Source organism: Hoyosella levis (genome assembly GCF_026008515.1).
Lineage (GTDB): Bacteria > Actinomycetota > Actinomycetes > Mycobacteriales > Mycobacteriaceae > Lolliginicoccus > Lolliginicoccus levis.
On record NZ_BQYM01000007.1, the window covers coordinates 1 to 18,476 of the forward strand.

The window sequence follows — 18,476 nt, forward strand, 5'->3', positions numbered from 1 at the left end:
CCCTGCCGAGGCCCTCGCTAGGATGTTGTCCGAGGAGCCGGATCCGCCTGGTGTTGCGACGACCGCATGAATCCACCGGCTCCTGGAGGGTGCAATCGGTAACACTTCCGGGCGCGGGCGGCGGCACGCACGCCGCTCGGAGAACGGCGCGGGCAGTTGTGGAGGACTGCAGCGCCCCGCACGCAATTCGGCTCAGCAGTGGCGCCGCCGCGCGCAGTAGCTAGCGCCAGGTCTGCCTTGTCGGGTGCCCGCGGAGCATCAGCGCAGTTCAAGACTCAACTATGCGCAAGCTCTTGCAAGCACTTTGGCCCATTCTGCTTGCTGGGGTTAAAAACTGAATCGATACAGTTAGACAAAACATTGACCCGTGTCTAGTGTGCAAACGGGCTAGGGCTTATAGTCAAACAGGAAAGCCGCTATGACATCGGGGTCTAGCGCATGGACAAAGTTAGGCATGATGTAATGACTGCATCGACGCACGATGCGTCCGCCGGGTCCAACGGTGACGCGCACGAGTACGACGACAACCTCGAGCGCTGGCGGGATCGCAAGCGCCACCTGTGGATCTACTCGCTGGTCCCAGCGGCCGCTGTCTTCATCGCGGTCGGACTGGTCGAGCTCACCGGCTGGGGATGGCTCTACTGGGGCGGGCCGATCATCGTATTCGGCTTGATCCCGCTGCTCGACATTGTTTTCGCTGCCGACGGCCAGAACCCGCCGGATGAGTTCATGGATGAGCTCGACCAGGACAAGTACTACCGCTGGGTCACCTACGCCTACATCCCGCTGCAGTACGCCGGGTTCGCGCTCGCGATCTACCTCTGGGCCACCGGCAATCTCTCCGTCTTCGAGAGCATCGGCCTGGCCACCACGGTCGCCGTGACCTCCGGCATCGGCATCAACGTCGCGCACGAGATGGGCCACAAGAAGGAGGAGCACGAGCGCTGGCTCTCCCGCATCGTGCTCGCGCAGTCCTTCTACGGGCACTTCTACATCGAGCACAACCGTGGCCACCACGTTCGCGTTGCCACCCCTGAGGATCCCGCTTCGTCCCGCTTCGGCGAGTCGTTCTACAGCTTCTGGCCGCGCTCCGTGAAGGGCGCGCTGACCTCCGCCTGGGAGATCGAGAAGAACCGCCTCGAGCGCCTTGGCAAGTCGACCTGGACGCTGAAGAACGACGTGCTCAACGCATGGCTGATGTCGGTCGTGCTGTTCGGCGGAATCCTGATCGTCCTGCAGGCCCTGAGCTTCGCTGGCGTGCTGGACAACTACAGCATCTGGAACGTCCTGCCGTACCTGGCCATCCAGGCAGTGCTCGGCTTCTCGCTCCTCGAGGTCGTCAACTACCTCGAGCACTATGGCCTCAAGCGCCAGAAGCTCGCGTCCGGCCGGTACGAGCGCTGCTCCCCGCAGCACAGCTGGAACAGCGACCACCTGGTCACCAACCTCTTCCTGTATCAGCTGCAGCGCCACTCCGATCACCACGCCAACCCGACTCGCCGCTACCAGATCCTGCGCAGCATGAAGGGCTCGCCCCAGCTGCCCGGCGGCTACGCGTCGATGATCGTTCTCGCGGTCTTCCCGCCCGTCTGGCGCGCAGTAATGGACAAGAGAGTCCTGGCCCACTACGACGGCGACATCACGCAAGCTAATATCGACCCCAAGAAGCGTGACAAGATCCTCGCCAAGTACGGTCAAGCCAACACTGTGGAAACTGCCTAGGAGGTTGGGCCCGATGAGTCGATTCGTCTGCCCGGTATGCGACTACGTATACGACGAGGAGAAGGGTGCCTCCCGCGAGGGGTTCCCGCCCGGGACCCTCTGGGCTGACATCCCGGATGACTGGCCCTGCCCCGATTGCGGGGTCCGCGAAAAGGTCGATTTCGAGCCTGCATCCTGAACATGACGTGCTCCCAGCCTGAGGTGGACAACCACAGGCTGGGAGTTCGCGCAACTACGGCTGCGCGCCGAAAAGACAACGCCGTCGACGATTGTGAGATGGAAACGACATGAGCACCGAGTACAAGCTCTATCGCTGCCTGCAGTGCGGATTCGAGTACGACGAGTCCGAGGGGTGGCCCGAGGACGACATCGCTCCAGGAACCCGCTGGGAGGACATCCCGGACGACTGGAGCTGCCCCGACTGTGGCGCGGCCAAGTCTGACTTCGAGATGGTCGAGGTTTCGCGAGCGTGAGCGAAGGCGTAGTTCAAGACGGAACCGTTGTCATCATCGGCTCGGGAGTGTGTGGCGCCACGGCCGCGGAGACCCTTCGCAAGGAAGGGTTCGCCGGCAAGGTCGTGATGATCAGCACCGACGCCGAGTACCCCTACCGCCGCCCGCAGCTCTCCAAGGAACTCCTCCAGGGCACTGTCACGGTCGAGCGGTCCAGGCTGCGTCCCCCGACGTTCTGGGAAGAGCAGAACGTCGAGATCGTCACCGGGACCACCGTTGCCGAGATCAAGCCCGCCGACAAGAAGATCCTTCTCGAGGATGGCACCGAGCAGCCCTACGATGCGTTGCTCATCGCCACCGGGGGCCGCCCCCGGATCATCCCTGGCCTGGATCCCCACGCCCAGCCGAACGTGCACTACCTGCGCAGCATGGCGGACGTCCCCACGCTGCGCGAGGCCATCGACGGCAAGGGCAAGCTGCTCATCATCGGCGCTGGCCTGATCGGTTCCGAGGTCGCGTCCTCGGCGCGCGCCCTGGGTTCCGAGGTCATCCTGCTCGAGGCTGCCGAGCGTCCGCTCGCGCGGATGCTGCCCGAGCCCATCTCGCGCCTCTACGCGAAGATGCACGAGGACAACGGGGTGGAGCTCCACACCGGCGTCCAGCTCGACCGCGTCGATGTCGACAAGAAGGGCGTCACGGCGGTCTCGCCGGACGGTCGCAGCTGGAAGGCCGCCGCGGCGCTCGTCTCGGTCGGAATGATGCCCAATGCCGAGCTTGCCGAGGAGGCCGGGCTCGCGGTGGACACCTCGGGCCGCCGCGGCATCATCGTGGACAAGTTCTGCCGCACGTCGGATTCCGCGATCTTCGCCGCCGGTGACGTAGCGATGTTCCCGAACCTGTTGCTCGGCGGAATGCAGCGCGTGGAGCACTGGAGCAACGCGCAGGAGCAGGGCGCGCACGCGGCGCGGGCCATCCTGGGCATGCCCACGCCGTACGCGGATGTGCCGTGGTGCTGGACCAAGCAGTACGGCAAGAACCTGCAGATCGCCGGCTGGCCGACGCCGGAGGATGACCTGATCATCCACGGCGACCTCGATGCGCTCGACTTCACCGTCCTATGCTTGCGCGACGATCAGTTGGTGGGCGTGATCTCCATGGGCAGGCCCAAGGAGTTCCGGAACGCGAAGGCGCTCATCCCGGACGCGCCGTACATCAGCCGCAAGGACCTGGAAGAGGGCGTTCCCGCCACTGCTCCAGTACGGGCTGGCGCGCAGGGCAACAACGACAAGTAGTAGTTGTCTAGAGCTTTGACACCGGGCATAGTTTTGACTAGGGTCTTGACTATGCCCGGTGGACGCTCGAGAGTCACGTACCAGGAGGCTGCGCGGCGTCTGCTGCGAGACTCCGTCCTCGATGCTGTCCGGGAACTCCTCGACGAGAAGGAGTGGTCCGACATCACTATGGCGGAGGTCGCCCGGAATGCCGGAGTGAGCCGCCAGACGCTCTACAACGAGTTCGAGTCCCGGCAGGGCGTGGCCCAGCAATACATCCTTCGCCTTGTCGATCACTTCCTCGATGAGGCCAATGAAGCAGTGCAAACGCACGTCGGGGATGCGCGCGGCGCGATCAGCGACGCGTTCCAGCGATTCCTCGGCGCCGCCACCCAGGATCCCGCTGTGCGCTGGGCGCTGCTCGGCCGCGCGAAGGCCGAGATCCTCAGTCTCATCACCACCGACGGCTGGCCCGTGCTCGAGCGCGCGGTGGACCGGCTTGCTCGGATCATGCAGGACAACTGGCCACGGCTCGATGAGCGGGAGGCGCAGGTCACCGCGATGTACGTCGGTCGCATCGCCCTGAGCTTCATCGCTATCCCGCCACGGGCTCCCGACACCATGATCGAGGATTTCACCGATTTCGTGGCGCCCTATCTCGAGGCTGCCTACCGCAAGGCCAAGGCGCGCGACACCGCGTCCACCGCGTCCACCGCGTGATTCCCCGCGCGCCCAATCCCTGCGCGGTAGCAGCAACGTATCCCTAGCGACGTATTCCAGACAACGATGGAACAGGCCGGCTCGCGGCCCCACCAAGAAGATCCCCCAACAAGAAGATGGTGACGATAATGTCGGCTCTGCCGGTCGCAGACGTCCACAACGGAATCGAGTACAAGGTCGCGGACCTCGGGCTCGCGGAGTTCGGTCGCAAGGAGATCCGCCTCGCCGAGCATGAGATGCCCGGCCTGATGTCCCTGCGCCGCGAGTATGCCGAGGTGCAGCCGCTCAAGGGCGCGCGCATCACCGGGTCGCTGCACATGACCGTGCAGACGGCCGTGCTGATCGAGACCCTCACCGCGCTCGGCGCGCAGGTGCGCTGGGCCTCCTGCAACATCTTCTCCACCCAGGACCATGCGGCCGCTGCTGTCGTCGTGGGGCCTCACGGCACCCCGGAGGAGCCTCGCGGCACCGCCGTGTTCGCGTGGAAGGGCGAGTCCCTCGAGGAGTACTGGTGGTGCGCCGAGCAGGCGCTCACCTGGCCCGCGGCCGACGGCCCTGCCAACATGATCCTCGATGACGGTGGCGACGCCACCATGCTCGTGCTGCGCGGCGCGCAGTTCGAGGTCGCGGGAGTGGTCCCGCCGCTCGACGAGGATCAGCATTCCGCCGAGTACAAGGTATTCCTGGAGCTGCTGCGCGCGTCGACCGCCGCGGACGCGACCAAGTGGAGCACGATCGCCAAGTCGGTGCAGGGCGTGACCGAGGAGACCACCACGGGAGTCCTCCGCCTCTACCAGTTCGCCGCGGCGGGGGAGCTGACGTTCCCTGCGATCAACGTCAATGATTCCGTCACCAAGAGCAAGTTCGACAACAAGTACGGCACCCGCCACTCGTTGATCGACGGCATCAATCGCGGCACCGATGTGCTCATCGGCGGCAAGAAGGTGCTCATCTGCGGCTACGGCGATGTCGGCAAGGGCTGCGCCGAGTCGCTCGCCGGGCAGGGCGCCCGCGTGCAGGTCACCGAGGTCGATCCCATCAACGCGCTCCAGGCGCTGATGGACGGATACGACGTCGTCACCGTCGAGGAGGCGATAGACAAGGCCGATATCATCATCACCTCCACCGGAAACCTGGACGTCATCACCCTCGATCACATGCGGGCGATGAAGCACCAGGCGATCCTCGGCAACATCGGTCACTTCGACAACGAGATCGACATGGCCGCCCTCGAGCGCAGCCCGGAGACCTCCCGCATCAATATCAAGCCCCAGGTCGATGAGTGGGTCTTCGCCGACAAGGCCGGCAACCCGCTCAAGTCGATCATCGTGCTCTCCGAGGGGCGCTTGCTCAACCTCGGCAATGCCACTGGCCATCCCTCGTTCGTGATGAGCAACAGCTTCTCCAACCAGGTCATCGCCCAGATCGAGCTGTGGACGAAGCAGGATGAGTACGACAACGAGGTGTACCGCTTGCCCAAGCACCTCGACGAGAAGGTCGCGCGCATCCACGTCGAAGCGCTCGGCGGCAGCCTCACCAAGCTCACCAAGGAGCAGGCCGAGTACATCGGAGTGGACGTCGAGGGCCCCTACAAGCCGGAGCACTACCGCTACTGATGGGCACCCTCGTTGTCCTGGAGGGCCTGGACGGCTCCGGGAAGCGAACTCTCGCCGCGGCACTGCTGCGGGAGCTCGCCGACCGGGGCCTGCGGGCCACCAGCTTGGCTTTCCCGCGCTACGGGCAGTCCCAGCCCGCTGACATCGCGGCAGAGGCGCTCAGGGGCAAGCATGGCGATCTGCTTTCCTCGATCAATGGCATGGCCGTGCTCTGGGCGCTCGACCGGCACCAGGCCCGGCCCCTGCTCGATCAGTTGTGCGACGAGCACGATGTGGTGCTGCTCGATCGGTATGTCGCATCCAACGCGGCATACTCGGCCGCGCGCGGCGAGGTGCTGGACGAGGACAGCACGGTCGAGTGGGTGCGCGAGCTCGAGCATGGTCGGCTTGCCCTTCCTGAACCGGGCCTGCATATCCTCGTCGACGTCGATGTCGCGGTGGCGGAGCAGCGCGCCCGCCACCGCGAGGCCACCGAGCCTGGCCGAGCGCGCGATGCGTACGAGCGCGACGTCACGCTGCAGGAGCGCACCGCGCGGATCTACCGGCGGCTCGCGGAGCAGCACTGGACATCGCCGTGGATCCTCTACCGCGGCTCGGGAGCGGATGGCGCTGTCGCGGCGCTGGTCGACCGCATCGCGGACATCCGTGCGGACAGCGATGGGCGGGGCTAGAGTGGTAGGCAGCGCGGCGCGCCGGCGGCGTCAAAACCACGCCTGCAGGCATTTGAGTGTAACGATATGGGTATGAAGCCGAAGATTCTGGTTGTCGACGATGACGCAGCGCTAGCCGAAATGCTGACCATTGTGCTCCGTGGTGAGGGATTCGAGCCCTACGTCGTTGGAGACGGCACGCAGGCATTGAGCGCGGTCCGGGACATTCGACCCGACCTCGTGCTCCTTGACCTGATGCTCCCCGGAATGAATGGCATCGATGTATGCCGGGTGCTGCGCGCTGACTCGGGCGTCCCGATCGTGATGCTGACCGCCAAGACTGACACCGTTGACGTCGTGCTCGGCCTCGAATCCGGCGCTGATGACTACGTGATCAAGCCGTTCAAGCCGAAGGAGCTCGTGGCGCGCGTGCGTGCCCGGCTCCGCCGCCGCGAGGACGAGCCAGCCGAGCTGCTCAGCATCGGTGAGGTCGAGATCGACGTTCCCGCGCACAAGGTCACCCGCAATGGCGAGCTCATCAACCTGACGCCCCTGGAGTTCGATCTGCTGGTCGCGCTGGCCCGCAAGCCCCGCCAGGTCTTTACCCGCGAGGTGCTGCTCGAGCAGGTCTGGGGCTACCGGCATGCCGCCGATACCCGCCTGGTCAACGTGCATGTGCAGCGCCTGCGCGCCAAGGTCGAGAATGATCCCGAGAAGCCCGAGATCGTACTGACGGTGCGGGGAGTTGGATACAAGGCCGGACCGCCGTGATCGGTCGCGCCCGCACCCGGCGCAAGATCAATGGTCGGACCACGAGGTGGGTGCGCAGGTTCAGGGCGATAGGGTCGGCGCTGTCCCGCTGGTGGCGCCGTTCCCTGCAGCTGCGGGTCGTCGTATCCACGATGGCGCTTTCCCTCGTTGTCATCCTGGCGCTTGGATTCGCCCTGACGAACCAGCTCACCGCGCGGATGCTCGAGGCCAAGCTTGGTGCTGCGGTGCAACAGCTGGATTCGGCGCGGCAGACCGTGCAGCGCGAGCTCGCGGGAGCGGGGGACACCACTTCTCGGCAGGGCCGCATCAATAGCGCGCGCTCGGCACTGAACTGGCAGGTCGACAATGACCAGAACGCTGGTGGTGCTGGACTATGGACGCCCGTCCTCATCGCGACGGACCCGGAAGCGTCGCAGGGGCTGATCACCAGCGGTGCCGTGGAGCAGATCCCGGAATCGCTGCGCGATTATGTGCGCCAGGGCCAGGTCTCCTACGTGTACTCGACCGTGCCCGCGTCCGAGAACAGTGTCGTGTCCGCATTGATCATGGGCACGCCCACCGCCTCGGACATCCCCGGCCTGGAGCTGTACCTGGTGTTCCCTCTCGAGAGCGAGGCCCGGAGCCTGTCCTTGATGCGAGGGACGGTGCTCACGGGCAGCGCGGTGCTGCTCGTTCTGCTGACGGCGATCTCGCTGCTCGTGGCGCGCCAGGTCGTCATCCCCGTGCGTTCCGCGTCGCGGATCGCCGCCCGTTTCGCCGAGGGTCGGCTCAAGGAGCGCATGCCCGTTCGTGGCGAGGACGACATGGCGCGGCTCGCGATGTCGTTCAACGAGATGGCGGAGAGCTTGTCGCGCCAGATCACCCAGCTCGAGGAATTCGGCAATCTGCAGAAGCGATTCACCTCCGACGTGAGCCATGAGCTGCGAACTCCGCTGACCACCGTCCGCATGGCCGCCGATGTGATCTACGACAGCCGGGACGAGCTGGACCCCATGCTCGAGCGCTCGGCCGAGCTGATGATGCGCGAGCTCGACAGGTTCGAGAGCCTGCTCGCCGACCTGCTCGAGATCAGTCGCCACGATGCGGGCGTCGCCGAGCTCTCCGCGGAGCAGATCGACGTGCGCTCGTGCGTGCAGGCCGCGCTCTCCACGGTGCAGCGACTCGCTACCGACGCCGGCGTCGCCCTGATCGTGGACATGCCCGACGATCCGATCATCGCCGAGGTGGATCCACGCCGCGTCGAGCGCGTCGTCCGCAACCTCCTCGCCAACGCCATCGACCACAGCGAGGGCAACCCGGTGCTGCTCCGGATGCGCTCCGACAACGACACCCTCGCGGTCATCGTGCGCGACTGGGGCGTGGGGCTCAAGGCAGGCGAGGAGAAGCTGGTGTTCAATCGGTTCTGGCGCTCCGACCCCTCGCGCGTCCGGCGCTCCGGCGGCACCGGTCTCGGCCTCGCGATCAGCGTGGAGGACGCCCGGCTGCACAATGGCCGCCTCGACGCATGGGGCGAGCGCGGCTACGGATCGGTATTCCGGCTCGCGCTCCCGCTCTCGCGCGGTCGCAGGGTCACCACATCGCCGTTGCCGCTCAAGCCCGATCCCGAGGACATGGACATGCCGGTGATCGCCACGCCCACGGAACGAAGCACCAAGTCCGAGGTGGAGATCATGCTGGACCCGATGGAATCTGCCTCGGTGTTCACTCCCGACGACGTCGCCGATTCCCGCTCGGGAAGGGACTCCGAGGACGCGGGGTGGCACGCGCAATGAGGATCGATCAGCGCCCCGCCGCTCGGCGGATGCTTGGCTGGATGGCCATCGCCGCGGCCGCCATGCTGGCTGCCGCGTGCACGACCCTTCCGACCGACTCCCAGCCCCGCGCAATAGGCACGATCCCGCAGGAATCCATCTCCACCTCGGTGCCCGAGCCCACCCCCGGCATCGACGCCTTCCCTCTTGTGCGCGAGTTCCTGCGCGCCAGCGCTGACCCGAGGGGGCGGCACGCCGCGGCCCGCGAGTTCCTCACGCCCTCCGCCGACAGCCAGTGGAACGACAACGCGAACATCGTCATCGCCAACCGCATCGACGTGCTGTCCGAGGGCCTGCGCACTGCCGACACCGCGACGTTCGCCATCCGCGCCGACAAGGTCGGCCAGCTCAGCTCCGACGGGGTTTTCACCGCGGAGGAAGGGACCGTCGAGTCCCAGGTCACGGTGGTGATGAGCGATGGCGAATGGCGCATCGATGAGCTCGACAATGGCGTGATCATCGAGCGCCCGCACTTCCTGACCAGCTATGAGCGCTTCTCCGTGTACTTCCTCGACCCCTCCGGGGAGCACCTCGTCCCGGACCTGCGGTGGGCCGCGGTGTCCGAGGACCAGAAGGTCTCCCAGTTGATGGCCATGCTCATCGACGGGCCAAGCTCCAGGCTCGCGCCGGGCGTGCGGACCAGCTTCAATGGCGATGTGCGCTTGCGCGGTCCCATTACCAAGGCCGACGGCCGGGCCTCGCAGGTGGGCGTCGGGCTTGGTGGAGTGAGCATGGACTTCCAGGGCCTTGGCTCGGTTCCTCTTGAGGATCGCAGGCGGCTGGCCGCGCAGATCGTATGGACCCTCGACAGCGCAGGCATTCCCGGTCCCTATCTGATCGAGGCGGACGGGGCTCCGCTCGTGGAGGAGCATGCCTCGGGGTGGGGCCCGCAGGAGGTCGCGTCGATGGATCCGGTGAGCAGCACCGCCACCGAGGTGGGCCTGCACGCGGTTGTCGACGGCCAGGTCGTGGCAGTGACCGACACCTCCATCACCCCGGTGCCCGGGACAGCCGGAGCGCTCGACAGCGTGGAGTACGCGGCCATCTCCCACGATGGGCAGTCTGTCGCTCTCGTCGCCCGCAGCGACCAGTCCGACGAGGCGCCCTATCAATTGCTCATCGGCGACTACGGTGGCGCTTTGTCGGTCGTGGGGGAGGGCATGTCCATCACCCGGCCCACGTGGTCCACTAGCGACAGCGCGGCATGGGCAGTGATCGACGGGGAGACCGTCACCCGGGTGGCCCGGGATTCCGGCACCGGCACGTTCTCCACGACGACCGTCGAGTCCGGATCGCTCTCGGCGCTGCAGGGGCAGATCACCAGCCTGCGCCTTGCCTCCGACGGCACCCGGGTAGCCCTCATCATCGGGGGACGCGTCCATGTCGCTGTGGTCGCCGAGCCCCGTGCGGGCGAGTTCACCCTGGTAAACCCCCAGCCGGTAGCGCTGAACCTGACGGATACCGCGGTGGCGCTCGACTGGGGCACCCCCGATGCCCTGCTCGTCGTGCGCGGCGTGGCTGATGCGCCGGTAGCGCGGGTCGCGGCCGATGGATCTCGCGTCGAGCAGCTTCCGCGCAGCAACCTCTCGCCGCCCGTGACCTCGGTCGATGCCTCGCCGACCACCGAGTACGTGACGGATTCCCGGGGCGTGCTGCGGCTTGGCCGCGACGAGCCGCAGGGCGAGCGGTTCTGGCGCGAGGTCACCCGACTGATGGGCACCGACGCCAAGCCGATCCTGCCGGGCTAGGCGGTCGGCTGTGGATAGCGCGGCCGTTATCCACAGATCCGGCATCGCTGCGGCCTGCGCGTTGGCAATGCCAGAAGATCGTGGCATGCAGGCCTTGTGGGAGCTCATCGTGCCTCGCGAATGCGGGGGGTGCGGAACGCCAGGCACGAGCTGGTGTGGCGCGTGCGATATGACCGTGCCGTGGGAGCCCGCGAGGTGGATGCCCCGGCACGATCCAGGCGTGCCGGTGTGGACGCTGGCCCGGCATCGGGGACCGCTGCGCCGGGCACTCGCGGGGTGGAAGGAGCAGGGGCGCAGTGATCTTTCGCCAGTGCTCGCGTACCGGATGGCCCATGCCCTCGCGGTCACGGCCGGGGTCACTGGCCCAGACGCTTCTGGAGGCGCGAGCCGTACTGTGCTCCTGCCCGCCCCGAGCCGTTGGTGGGCCACGCGCATGCGGGGTCGTGATGCCATCGCCGGACTGGCCTCGCATTCCGCTCGTGTTCTCGAGGAGCATGGGGGTGGCGATGCTGTCGTGGAGCGCGCGCTAGTGCTGCACTGGCGCGCGCGGGACTCTGTCGGATTGACCGCGCGGCAGAGAGCCGCGAACGTGCGTGGACGGGTCCGCGCGCGCGGAGGCCGTCGCCGCTCGTCTCCCAGCATGGAGAGCATGGCGCGGGCCCGCGTTGTGCTGATCGACGACGTGGTCACCACCGGGGCGCTGCTCGCGGAATCAGTCCGTGTTCTGGGAGAGAATGGCATCCCTGTGCACGCGGCAATGGTGCTTGCTGCGGCCTGAGCCGGCCAGTGCAAACTTTCCGTGACTTTTCGGTCCGATCGGTAGCGCAACGGGAAACGACGTACTACCGTCGCGTTCACAACCCATAGCGCGGCGATCTGGGGAGGTGACGTCATCGATCCCTTGTGCCGGGTGCGGTTGATGAGGTTCCCGGCACTCTCGCACTGCAGCTGACACCGCAGGAACGGTGAGCAGCGGAATCTGGGAGGTATTGTGTCGACTGTTTCTCAAGCGGATCTTGTCCGGGCCCGAAACGGCGAGCCAGTAGAGCTCGACGAGGCCACCGAGGATCGCGGCAATCACGCGGACATTGTTGTCAAGGGCCGAAACGTCGAGGTTCCCGATCATTTCCGGATCCATATCGAGGAGAAGGTAAGTCGTCTCGAGCGGTTCCACCACGATGTCCATCTGTATGACGTCGAGCTCCAGCACGAGAAGAATCGTCGCCAGGCGAAACATTGCCAGCGCATCGAGATCACCGCGCGTGGCAAGGGGCCTGTCATCCGTGCGGAGGCGTCCGCCGAGAATTTCTACGCAGCGCTCGAGATCGCGGTGGACAAGCTCGAGAGCAGGTTCCGCAGGACGCGCGACCGGCGCAAGGTCCATCACGGCAGTCGCACCCCCATCTCGTTGGCCGAGGCGACGGCTGTCATGGAGCGCGAATCCATGATGGAGGCGGGCTCGCCCGCGCTCAACGGCAACGCCCGGGAGAGCAGCTCCAACGAGGACACGATGGCTGCGGCCGCAACCGTGCCGGACGACGGGATCGAGGAGTATCCAGGTCCGGGACATATCGTGCGCACGAAGGTGCACTCGTCCAAGCCCATGACTGTCGACGAGGCCCTATACGAGATGGAGCTCGTGGGGCATGACTTCTATTTGTTCCATGATGTGGATTCCGACAGTCCTTCGGTGGTGTATCGGCGCCATGCCTTCGACTACGGTTTGATCAGGCTGGCTTGAGGAAAGCGACGGATCACGATCCGCGCACTACCATGGAGTCCGGCTAGGTGGATGCCTAGCCGGATTTTCCATGGCAGGATGCCGCCCCGGGGGTGGTCACGCCGCCCGGGTGCACGCTGTCACGACGACGATTGAGGAAACCTGTACATGCTCTCGAAGCTGCTGCGAGTGGGCGAAGGCCGGATGGTCAAGCGGCTCCAGGTCATCGCGGACCACATTGGAACGCTCTCGCCCGACGTGGAAAAGCTGTCGGATGACGAGCTGCGCGCGAAGACCGACGAGTTCAAGCGCCGCCATGAAGCCGGGGAATCACTCGATGACCTGCTCCCCGAGGCGTTCGCTGTCGCGCGGGAGGCATCGTCGCGGGTGCTGTCCCAGCGGCACTTCGATGTGCAGGTCATGGGTGGCGCGGCGCTGCATCTCGGCAATATCGCCGAGATGAAGACCGGCGAGGGCAAGACCCTCACCTGCGTGCTGCCGGCGTACCTCAATGCCGTGGCGGGCAAGGGCGTGCATGTGGTCACCGTCAATGACTACCTCGCCAAGCGTGACTCCGAGTGGATGGGGCGCGTGCACCGGTTCCTCGGGCTCGAGGTCGGCTCGATCCTGTCCGGCATGACTCCCACCCAGCGGCGGGCCGCCTACAAGGCGGACATCACCTACGGCACCAATAACGAGTTCGGATTCGACTACCTGCGCGACAACATGGCGCATTCCACCGAGGAACTCGTGCAGCGCGGCCACAGCTTCGCCGTCGTCGATGAGGTCGACTCCATCCTCATCGACGAGGCCCGTACTCCGCTGATCATCTCGGGCCCGGCTGACGGATCCTCCAAGTGGTACGGCGAGTTCGCGCGCATCGTCCCCCTGATGAAGCCTGACGTGCACTACGAGGTGGATATCAAGAAGCGCACGATCGGTGTGCACGAGGCTGGCGTCGAGTTCGTCGAGGATCAGCTTGGCATCGACAACCTGTACGAGGCCGCGAACTCGCCCCTCGTCAGCTACCTCAACAACGCCATCAAGGCCAAGGAGCTGTTCCAGAAGGACAAGGACTACATCGTCCGCGATGGCGACGTCATCATCGTTGACGAGTTCACTGGGCGCATCATGCAGGGCCGCCGCTACAACGAGGGCATGCACCAGGCCATCGAGGCAAAGGAAGGCGTAGAGATCAAGGCCGAGAACCAGACTCTCGCCTCGATCACCCTGCAGAACTACTTCCGCATGTACGACAAGCTCTCCGGCATGACCGGCACCGCCCAGACCGAGGCTGCCGAGCTGCACGAGATCTACTCGCTCGGCGTGGTATCCATCCCGACGAACCGTACGATGCAGCGGGTGGACCAGGCCGACCTGATCTACAAGACCGAGCGCGCCAAGTTCGATGCCGTCGCCGATGACATCGCCGAGCGCTTCCACAAGGGCCAGCCCGTGCTCGTGGGCACCACTAGCGTGGAGCGATCCGAGTACCTCTCGCAGCTTCTGCAGCAGCGCAAGATCAAGCACAGCGTGCTCAACGCGAAGTATCACGAGCAGGAGGCGCAGATCATTGCCGAGGCCGGTCGCGCGGGCTCGGTGACGGTGGCGACGAACATGGCCGGCCGTGGTACTGACATCGTGCTCGGTGGCAACCCCGAGATCATCCTCGACATGCGGCTGCGCGCAATGGGCCTCGATCCCGTCGAGCACGACGAGGAGTACCAGGCCAAGTGGGATGCCCAGATCGACGATGTTCGCGCCGAGGTCTCGGCGGAGGCGAAGAAGGTCTGCGAGGCCGGCGGACTGTACGTCCTTGGCACCGAGCGTCACGAGTCGCGGCGCATCGACAACCAGCTGCGTGGCCGCTCTGGCCGCCAGGGCGACCCCGGCGAATCGCGGTTCTACCTGTCCCTCGGTGATGAGCTGATGCGCCGCTTCGGGGCTGTCGAGGTCATCATGTCCCGGCTCAACCTGCCCGAGGACGTGCCCATCGAGTCGAAGATGGTCTCACGCTCGATCCGCTCCGCGCAGACCCAGGTGGAGCAGCAGAACTTCGAGGTGCGCAAGAACGTCCTCAAGTACGACGAGGTGATGAACCAGCAGCGCAAGGTCATCTATGCCGAGCGCAACCGCATCCTGCGCGGTGAGTCGCTCGACGGCCAGATCAGCCACATGATCGACGATGTCCTCACCGCGTACGTCAACGGTGCGACCGCCGAGGGGTTCGCCGAGGACTGGGACCTCGAGCAGCTCTGGGCGGCCTTGAAGACGCTGTACCCGGTGAGCTTTGGCTGGCAGGAGCTCGCGGGCGAGACCAAGCCCGGCGAGCATTCCGATCTCACTCGCGAGCAGCTTCTCGACGCGCTTCTCAAGGATTGCCACGCGGCATACGCAAAGCGCGAGGCTGACATCGAGGCCGTCGCCGGGGAAGGCGCGATGCGACAGCTCGAGCGTCGTGTGCTGCTGTCCGTGCTCGACCGCAAGTGGCGCGAGCACCTCTACGAGATGGACTACCTCAAGGAAGGCATCGGTCTGCGCGCGATGGCGCAGCGCGATCCACTCGTTGAGTACCAGCGCGAGGGCTACGACATGTTCACCGGCATGATCGACGGCGTGAAGGAGGAAGTCGTCGGCTTCCTGTTCAACGTCTCGATCGAGAAGCAGCCCTCCCGGACGGTCCAGCCGGCGGCTGGGCTCAGCGGTGCTGGCGCGAGCCCGCTCGCCCAGGCCGCGGCCGCCTCGCGTGCCCAGCAGGCACAGGGCGCGCCCGCAGCGCGGCCCGCCCAGGATCCCGCTCCGGCGCAACCGGCGGCAGGCAGTTCCGCGCAGCCGCTCGGCGTGCAGGCCAAGGGGCTCGAGGACGACGAGCAGCCACCGCGGCTCACCTACAGCGGCCCCTCCGAGACGGGCGAGGCCCAGGTTCGCGGCGAGAGCAACACCGTCGAGGAAGGCGTGAGCACCAACCGTCGCGTGCGGCGCCAGGCCGAGAAGGAACGCAAGAAGGCCACCCGCGGGCTTCGCCGCTAGGCCTGCGGCCGTGGCCCCATGAGTGTGCGAAGAACGACAGGTTTGAGCACTGGACCTGTCGTTTTTCGCACTCTCGGGGCCTCGCACTCTCGGGGCCTCGCACTCTCGGGGCCTCGCACTCTCGGGGCCGAGGGCGATAGGCTCCCTAGCCCAGGTCGAGCGCGGTGCAGTGCCATGCGCCATGGCGACCGATCTCGAACCGCGCAGCGATGGCGAACGCGCGCTCGCCCCGCTCGCAGGTGCACGACGCCTCGATGCACTCGGCCGAGACTGGACGCACATGGACGCTGAGGATCCGTGCCGCTCCGGCTCCCGCAGGACACGGCTTCGAGTGCCGGGCGAGCAGAGCGATCACTGAGGGTGTCGCCGCGCGCTTGAGGTGACCGGTATCGCGCCGTTGATCGAGCACGTCGATCATGAGGCGGAACAGCGCAGCCGCGGCGGCCCCCGCGGTGTGCCCCTCGCGCTGCTCGTCGGCGCGGCGGTTGAGGGGCCTGGCCCTTCGAGCCGAGGAGATCCCGGGGAGCCGGCTCGGGCTGGCGCAGGGCGAAGCGTGCCGCCCGGGGGAGGGCTCGCTGCATGGTGGCGCAACGATGCGCGTGCCGAATACGCGCGTGACGTCGGCAGGCGCGCTGGGGCGTGGTGATGATGTGGCCATGATGGTCCCTCCGTGTCCGCTGTGATGCGGTGACCGTTCGCGACGGTGCCCGTATCATCCATTACGTGGTGTAGCGGCCGCGCGGAGAGGAGCGAGGCAGCAATAGACTACCTCGCTGTGTCAAGCGCGCGCGTCGACAGGCCCGCTGGATCGGACATGGCGCGGCCAAACCGGGTAGTCTGTGGTGCGGTATCGCTGACGAAGCGTGAGTGAGGGAGATTACAAGCTTGGTGCCGGTGTGTCCGCGCCGCCACATCGGGGGTGTCGTGAGAAGGATTTCCGCGTCGCGCGGTGTTGATGCGCGCCCGGTGCATGGTGGCGCTGGGTGGCGCGCTGGCGTGGTGGACCGGGAGGTCGTGCTGTGGTGAAGAAGCTGTCCAATCTCGACGCCTCGTTCTATTACATGGAGGAGAGCACGACGCCCATGCATGTGGGCACGTTGGCGATCTTCCAGAGCTCCGACGATGAGCAGCTTGACTATGACAGCTTGCTCAACCTGGTCGAGGAGCGGATCGGGCTCGTGCCCCAGTATCGCCAGAAGGTGCGCGAGGTGGCGCGTGGCCTGGGGCGGCCCATATGGATCGATGACGCGGATTTCGACATCACCTATCACGTGCGCCGGTCGGCATTGCCGCGGCCAGGCGACGATGAGCAGCTGCATGACCTGATCGCGCGGCTCGTCTCGCGCCCGCTGGATCGGTCGCGCCCGCTGTGGGAGATGTATCTCGTCGAGGGGCTCTCCGCGGGTCGCTCGGCGATCTTCATCAAGTCGCACGAGTCCCTGGTCGATGGCATCGAGAACATGGAGATCGGGCAGGTCATCTTCGATCGCAAGCCGCGCCCGGCCGAGCTCTCGGATGACTTGTGGATGCCGGAGCGCGAGCCCGGTGACCTCCGGCTGGTGGCGGGCGCCGTGATGGACCTCGTGTCGCGCCCGCGCGACGGCGTGCACACGTTGCGCATGGCGACGAAGGACGTATCCGCGACCGTGGGCAAGGTGGCGCAGGGCGCGGGCAAGGTTGCCTCGATGGTGTGGTCGGCAGCGAGCACCGCGCCCACGAGCCCGCTCAACGTGACGATCTCGCGGAACCGCCGGTATGCGGTGGCGGCGAGCTCGCTGGATGAGTTCCGGCGGATTCGCGCCCGCTACGGCTGCACGGTCAATGATGTGGTGCTCTCGGTGATCACGGGGGCGCTGCGCAACTGGCTGGTGTCGCGGGGCGAGCCCGTTTCGGCGTCATCGACAGTCCGGGCGCTGGTGCCGATGGCGGTGTACCTGGAGGGCTCGATCGATGGCACGGGCGGCGAGGCTCGCCGGAACGTGTCATCGTTCCTGATCGATCTGCCGGTGGGGGAGCCGAATCCGGTGGTGCGGCTCTCGCAGGTGGCGCATGCCACGGAGGTCCATGCCCATTCTGGTCGCTCCGTGGACGCCGGCACTTTGGTGCAGCTATCCGGTTTCGCGCCCGCGACGCTGCACGCGATGGGCGCGCGCGTCGCGAGCTCGTTCCCGCAGCGGGTGTTCAACCTGATCGTCACGAACGCTCCCGGCCCGCAGTCGCCGCTCTATTCGGCGGGCGTGCGGATGACGGAGATGTACCCGGTGCCGCCCCTGGTGAAGAACCAGGCTCTCTCGATCGGTGTGACGTCCTACAACGGTCGGATCTATTTTGGCCTGAACGCGGATCGGGGGGCGATGTCGGACGTTGACGTTTTTGCATCGATGCTCGCCGAGTCGCTCGATGAGCTGCGCGAAGCGTGTAGCTGAAGGAGTTCGAGTGCGGATCTATGTGCCGGTCACGATCAGGATGCTGCAGCAGCTCGTCGCGGAGCAGCAGTTGTTCCCGGTCGGGGGGACGGCCTTCGCGGTGACCCCGGCGCTGCGGGAAGCCTATGCCTCCGGTGACGAGGAGGAGCTCGCCGAGGTGGCGATGCGGGATGCTGGGCGCGCCTCGCTGCGCCTGCTTGCCGCCGAGACCGATGGCGCCGGGACCGATGCCGCCGAAACCGGCGCGGGGCCCGTGCTGCGGCGCGCGGTGCTGGCCGTCGATGCCGGGGACGCCGTGCTGCGGCCGGATCTTGATGATGCGGTAGTGAAGGTTTCCGGTCCGGTGCTGCTGAGCGATGTGGCGAGCGCGCATATCGATCTGGCCGCCGCCGAAGAGCCGGTCGCGCGCTTGCTGCCGGTGATCGATCAGGCCGACCTCGGGGACGAGGATGCCGAGCTCGCCCTCGGAGACGTGGAGGACCATGATCTCGCGTGGTACGCGACGCAGGAGCTGCACTTCCTCCTCGAGCTGCTGTGAG

General features: G+C 66.3%; 16 protein-coding genes. 15 read left to right on the top strand and 1 reads right to left on the bottom strand.

The window, feature by feature from the left end; all coding sequences use genetic code 11:
* Positions 1–462 precede the first annotated feature (462 nt).
* The 13 genes from QC765_RS08730 to secA all read left to right on the top strand — a co-directional run bounded on the left by QC765_RS08730 (position 463) and on the right by secA (position 15,511).
* Entirely contained in the window at positions 463–1,722 is a 1,260-nt protein-coding gene (locus QC765_RS08730) for an alkane 1-monooxygenase (protein WP_278314065.1), read from the top strand.
* 13 nt (positions 1,723–1,735) lie between these two features.
* Positions 1,736–1,900 carry a rubredoxin gene (locus QC765_RS08735; RefSeq protein ID WP_192039062.1) on the top strand — a complete coding sequence of 55 codons (165 nt, stop codon included), beginning with the start codon at positions 1,736–1,738 and terminating at the stop codon, positions 1,898–1,900.
* A 109-nt stretch (positions 1,901–2,009) separates the two neighbouring features.
* Positions 2,010–2,195, top strand: a complete 186-nt coding sequence (locus QC765_RS08740) for a rubredoxin (protein WP_192039063.1) — start codon at positions 2,010–2,012, stop codon at positions 2,193–2,195.
* On the top strand, positions 2,192–3,466 hold the full coding sequence (locus tag QC765_RS08745; protein WP_278314066.1) for an NAD(P)/FAD-dependent oxidoreductase: 1,275 nt from the start codon (positions 2,192–2,194) through the stop codon (positions 3,464–3,466). Before QC765_RS08740 ends, QC765_RS08745 begins: the two co-directional genes overlap by 4 nt.
* A gap of 51 nt (positions 3,467–3,517) precedes the next feature.
* On the top strand, positions 3,518–4,165 hold the full coding sequence (locus QC765_RS08750) for a TetR family transcriptional regulator (RefSeq protein WP_278314067.1): 648 nt from the start codon (positions 3,518–3,520) through the stop codon (positions 4,163–4,165).
* Between the two features lie 116 nt (positions 4,166–4,281).
* On the top strand, positions 4,282–5,781 hold the full coding sequence (ahcY, locus tag QC765_RS08755; RefSeq protein WP_278314068.1) for an adenosylhomocysteinase: 1,500 nt from the start codon (positions 4,282–4,284) through the stop codon (positions 5,779–5,781).
* The gene (locus QC765_RS08760; protein ID WP_278314069.1) at positions 5,781–6,452 is read left to right on the top strand and encodes a dTMP kinase; all 672 of its coding nucleotides are present in this window, start codon (positions 5,781–5,783) and stop codon (positions 6,450–6,452) included. The genes ahcY and QC765_RS08760 overlap by 1 nt, the downstream gene beginning before the upstream one ends.
* A gap of 72 nt (positions 6,453–6,524) precedes the next feature.
* Complete coding sequence (mtrA, locus tag QC765_RS08765; RefSeq protein WP_149361265.1) at positions 6,525–7,202, top strand: MtrAB system response regulator MtrA; 678 nt, start codon at positions 6,525–6,527, stop codon at positions 7,200–7,202.
* Positions 7,199–8,974 (top strand): MtrAB system histidine kinase MtrB, encoded by a 1,776-nt coding sequence (gene mtrB, locus QC765_RS08770; protein ID WP_278314070.1) that lies wholly within the window; start codon positions 7,199–7,201, stop codon positions 8,972–8,974. The genes mtrA and mtrB overlap by 4 nt, the downstream gene beginning before the upstream one ends.
* A complete protein-coding gene (gene lpqB, locus QC765_RS08775; RefSeq protein ID WP_278314071.1) occupies positions 8,971–10,761 on the top strand; it encodes an MtrAB system accessory lipoprotein LpqB in 1,791 nt (596 codons plus the stop codon). Before mtrB ends, lpqB begins: the two co-directional genes overlap by 4 nt.
* 169 nt (positions 10,762–10,930) lie before the next feature.
* On the top strand, positions 10,931–11,539 hold the full coding sequence (locus QC765_RS08780) for a ComF family protein (protein WP_278314072.1): 609 nt from the start codon (positions 10,931–10,933) through the stop codon (positions 11,537–11,539).
* A gap of 309 nt (positions 11,540–11,848) precedes the next feature.
* The gene (gene hpf, locus QC765_RS08785) at positions 11,849–12,502 is read left to right on the top strand and encodes a ribosome hibernation-promoting factor, HPF/YfiA family (protein ID WP_373876722.1); all 654 of its coding nucleotides are present in this window, start codon (positions 11,849–11,851) and stop codon (positions 12,500–12,502) included.
* Between the two features lie 147 nt (positions 12,503–12,649).
* Positions 12,650–15,511, top strand: coding sequence for a preprotein translocase subunit SecA (secA, locus tag QC765_RS08790; protein WP_278314074.1), 2,862 nt, complete (start codon positions 12,650–12,652; stop codon positions 15,509–15,511).
* 145 nt (positions 15,512–15,656) lie between these two features.
* On the opposite strand, the gene QC765_RS08795 is transcribed toward secA, so the two are convergent.
* Positions 15,657–16,169 (bottom strand): Rv3235 family protein, encoded by a 513-nt coding sequence (locus tag QC765_RS08795; protein WP_278314075.1) that lies wholly within the window; start codon positions 16,167–16,169, stop codon positions 15,657–15,659.
* 361 nt (positions 16,170–16,530) lie between these two features.
* Here QC765_RS08795 and QC765_RS08800 point away from each other — a divergent pair, with 361 nt between their 5' ends.
* The gene (locus QC765_RS08800; protein WP_278314076.1) at positions 16,531–17,937 is read left to right on the top strand and encodes a WS/DGAT/MGAT family O-acyltransferase; all 1,407 of its coding nucleotides are present in this window, start codon (positions 16,531–16,533) and stop codon (positions 17,935–17,937) included.
* Between the two features lie 10 nt (positions 17,938–17,947).
* Entirely contained in the window at positions 17,948–18,475 is a 528-nt protein-coding gene (locus QC765_RS08805) for a DUF6912 family protein (RefSeq protein ID WP_278314077.1), read from the top strand.
* Position 18,476 lies beyond the last annotated feature (1 nt).

What these genes read in the sequence shown, in the direction of transcription:
- QC765_RS08730 (WP_278314065.1), top strand. Translation starts at nt 463, where the DNA reads ATGACTGCATCGACGCACGATGCGTCCGCCGGGTCCAACGGTGACGCG.
- QC765_RS08735 (WP_192039062.1), top strand. Translation starts at nt 1,736, where the DNA reads ATGAGTCGATTCGTCTGCCCGGTATGCGACTACGTATACGACGAGGAG.
- QC765_RS08740 (WP_192039063.1), top strand. Translation starts at nt 2,010, where the DNA reads ATGAGCACCGAGTACAAGCTCTATCGCTGCCTGCAGTGCGGATTCGAG.
- QC765_RS08750 (WP_278314067.1), top strand. Translation starts at nt 3,518, where the DNA reads ATGCCCGGTGGACGCTCGAGAGTCACGTACCAGGAGGCTGCGCGGCGT.
- ahcY (WP_278314068.1), top strand. Translation starts at nt 4,282, where the DNA reads ATGGTGACGATAATGTCGGCTCTGCCGGTCGCAGACGTCCACAACGGA.
- QC765_RS08760 (WP_278314069.1), top strand. Translation starts at nt 5,781, where the DNA reads ATGGGCACCCTCGTTGTCCTGGAGGGCCTGGACGGCTCCGGGAAGCGA.
- mtrA (WP_149361265.1), top strand. Translation starts at nt 6,525, where the DNA reads ATGAAGCCGAAGATTCTGGTTGTCGACGATGACGCAGCGCTAGCCGAA.
- lpqB (WP_278314071.1), top strand. Translation starts at nt 8,971, where the DNA reads ATGAGGATCGATCAGCGCCCCGCCGCTCGGCGGATGCTTGGCTGGATG.
- QC765_RS08780 (WP_278314072.1), top strand. Translation starts at nt 10,931, where the DNA reads ATGACCGTGCCGTGGGAGCCCGCGAGGTGGATGCCCCGGCACGATCCA.
- secA (WP_278314074.1), top strand. Translation starts at nt 12,650, where the DNA reads ATGCTCTCGAAGCTGCTGCGAGTGGGCGAAGGCCGGATGGTCAAGCGG.
- QC765_RS08795 (WP_278314075.1), bottom strand. Translation starts at nt 16,169, where the DNA reads ATGGCCACATCATCACCACGCCCCAGCGCGCCTGCCGACGTCACGCGC.